At 35.1% G+C, this 3,063-nt stretch carries 4 protein-coding genes; 2 read left to right on the top strand and 2 right to left on the bottom strand.

From position 1 onward, the window contains the following. Positions 1–526, top strand: a 526-nt coding sequence (locus ABY905_RS15660) for a sensor histidine kinase (protein WP_372645560.1), incomplete at its 5' end; no start/stop codon positions are given. A gap of 1 nt (position 527) precedes the next feature. Here ABY905_RS15660 and ABY905_RS15665 read toward each other — a convergent pair. Together ABY905_RS15665 and ABY905_RS15670 are read right to left on the bottom strand one after the other, a co-directional pair. Beyond that, the gene (locus ABY905_RS15665; protein ID WP_372645562.1) at positions 528–1,055 is read right to left on the bottom strand and encodes an FMN-binding protein; all 528 of its coding nucleotides are present in this window, start codon (positions 1,053–1,055) and stop codon (positions 528–530) included. An 88-nt stretch (positions 1,056–1,143) separates the two neighbouring features. Continuing rightward, positions 1,144–2,322 (bottom strand): hypothetical protein, encoded by a 1,179-nt coding sequence (locus ABY905_RS15670; RefSeq protein WP_372645563.1) that lies wholly within the window; start codon positions 2,320–2,322, stop codon positions 1,144–1,146. A gap of 204 nt (positions 2,323–2,526) precedes the next feature. Here ABY905_RS15670 and ABY905_RS15675 point away from each other — a divergent pair. Further along, positions 2,527–3,063, top strand: a 537-nt coding sequence (locus tag ABY905_RS15675; RefSeq protein ID WP_372645564.1) for a permease, incomplete at its 3' end; no start/stop codon positions are given.

A 3,063-nucleotide genomic window follows, 5' to 3' on the forward strand; every position in this document is an offset into this window, starting at 1 on the left:
GAATTCACTACTTGAAAACCTATTACAATGGGCTAAATCTCAACTCGGTAGCATCAAACATCAAGCAATAGAATTTAACCTTTCAGAGGTTATTGAGGAAAACATCGAAATTCAAAGACTTAAAGCGAAAGAAAAATCCATCGAGATTAACTCGCATATTGATAAAAACAGCCATGTGTATGCTGATATCAACATGATCAATACAGTTATCCGTAACCTAATTAGTAACGCCATCAAATTTTCATATCCTAAATCAGAAATTAATATCTTTACTAAAGTTGATAATAAGATGCTTCAGTTGTCTGTTCAAGATTATGGTGTGGGTATTAATCAAGAGCAACAAGATAAACTCTTTAAAATTGAGAGTAATACATCAACTTTAGGCACAAATAATGAAACGGGGACTGGTTTAGGTTTAATTCTTTGTAAAGAATTTGTAGAAACCAATGGTGGTTCGATCTGGATAGAAAGTGAAAAAAGCAAGGGGGCAAGTTTCATATTTACTATCCCCTTACACAATTCTTAATTTATTTCTCCTGTTTATTAATCGCTGCAATCAACAAACTTAAATCTTTTACTCCTAAAGTGATTGAAGGCGCAGAAAGTGTTGCTCCAGATATACTATCAATATCTTTATCTATTTGTAAAGACTTTCCTCTGCTCTTTCCAATAAATTGCTTCAACCAGGAACGAGACATAATTTCTCCCCCATAAGTTGATCGGTAAACAAGCACAACTACTTTCATAATAAGTAAATCGGTATCGAATATCACCATATAATCAAAGTAATCATTTTTACCTTTTGAAGAAGCAAAACAAGCATAGCCCAATTCGGATTCTGATGTTTTTAAAAGAGAAACCTTAACATTTTTCACCGATGTATATGATGAAATCAAGGTATCCGAAACCTCCATATCTCTCAACTCAACAACATTTTTTGGGAAAAGCTTCACCAAAGTCTTATCAATTTTCTTTTGAATTGATTTAGGAAAATCAGCAGCATTTAGCAAAAGGCTGGAAATCAGCAAACAAATTAAAATAGCAGTCTTTCTCATAAATTTAGTTTAAAACCACTAATTGCGAAGCACATGGCACCCCACCTACTTCGCAATTAAAGATTATAATATCTTAGTCAATATTCTCTTAGAACCAAACACCAACTCCAAAGTTTAAGAAGTAAGCCTTATCATCGTTACCATTTTTTGAATACTGGTAATCAGCTTTCACAACTGCTCCCTTTGCTAAATGATAGCTCAAACCAACAAAAATATCTTCACGATCGTATGCTTTATTAGCGATCTCTCCTGAAACCATTTTGTGCTGAGTATTGTAGTTTTCGTAACGTACAAATGGGATTAAAGCTTGATCCTTACCGTGAAGTAAATCATATCCAGCTTCAACATAGTACCCCATCATTTGCTTACCTAAATCAGCCCCATCAGCTACTTTATTATACTCATCAACATTGTTCAGGAAAGAGTGAATATACTGACCTTTCAAACGTAATGCATCAAGTCTGTAACGGAAATCAAGACCAATCATGCTAATACCTACACGAGTTGAATCTGCAAAGTTTTCAGCGATGCTATCATCTTTATCTAATCCGTCGAAAGCTGACGACTGAGTCTTTCCAAAGTAAGCAGAAAGACCTAAATTCAAACCTTTAACACCATAGTAATCAACTTTTGCTGATAATGAAGGAGAAGTGAAAGTTGACTCAGCACCTTTCTGACGACCTTTACGTACACCATCCGACGCTCTAAGCTTGCTTGATCCGTCATAACCATTGAAACCATTCATGATATACATTTGGTATTTTAAAGGCGCATTAGCTAAACGACCATTGATACCGAAACCAATCTCTCTCCAGGTAGTAGGAACAATATACTTATCAACACTTGGACGCTCAACACCATTGAAAGTTGTTGGCTCATGATATTCGTTCACAATACCCATTGGTACCAACATCAAACCAGCACGTAAAGCTGTGTTTGGTCTAACATTATAGTTTAAAAAAGCCTGCTCAACGTAAACCTCTTTCACATGTTCAAACTCAAGCTCAGTAACAAATGAAGTCTTATCGTTGAACTGGTATCCAAAAAACATCACCATACGATGAACATCCATTTTACCATTATAACGAGTTTGACCACTCACTTGCTGGTTGTAGTGAATCTCACCATAACCACCAATACTTAATTTTTCATCTTTAACTCTTTCTAAAATTGTAGTACCAATACTCTTGTACTCATCTTTTACTTCTTGTGCTTTCAATCCGAAAACAAAAGCAACAGCCATCAATAACAATAATCCTTTTTTCATTTTTTTATTTAGTTTAGATATAATCCTTTATTTTAAACAAAAGCTAAGCCTTGTTTGACGCTGCTAAACTAGATTTAATCTTAATAAAAGAAAATACCTACATGTAGGTATTTTTCTTGAACACACTGAAATCAGAGCTTACACATATTGAATAATCCATATATTTTTATACTTTCGCTCTTATTAAAACCAATTATAAAAACCATGGATATCACGCTATATATAAAACAGTTTTTTATCGATTTCATTCAGATTCTTAATGAAATGTCGCCCTATCTGCTCTTAGGTTTTCTATTTGCGGGTATTTTAAAAGTTGCCATTCCCCAGAAATTCATCGATAAGTATATGGGACAACAAAATAGTCGCTCCGTACTGAATGCATCTCTTTTAGGCATCCCCATGCCTTTATGTTCATGTGGTGTTATTCCTACTGGTATTTCCTTTTATAAAAGTGGAGCAAGTAAAGGTTCATCAGTCTCTTTTCTAATCTCAACCCCACAAACGGGTGTCGATTCCATACTGGTAACCTATTCCCTACTGGGACTTCCATTTGCCATTATTCGTCCCATCATAGCTTTAGTTACAGGTTACGTGGGTGGTATGTTGGCTAATCGCTACGACAAAAGGGAGAATGGACTTGAGAAAAACATTCCAACTGAGACTGCTAGCTGTGATACAAATTGCAATACCAAAACTGAATCAGATTGTGAATGTGGCGACTCTTGTGACACACAAACAGAC

The organism is Ancylomarina sp. (assembly GCF_041555295.1).
GTDB lineage: Bacteria > Bacteroidota > Bacteroidia > Bacteroidales > Marinifilaceae > Ancylomarina.

Coding starts and splice junctions, on each gene's coding strand:
- ABY905_RS15670 (WP_372645563.1), bottom strand. CDS start 2,322: ATGAAAAAAGGATTATTGTTATTGATGGCTGTTGCTTTTGTTTTCGGA.
- ABY905_RS15665 (WP_372645562.1), bottom strand. CDS start 1,055: ATGAGAAAGACTGCTATTTTAATTTGTTTGCTGATTTCCAGCCTTTTG.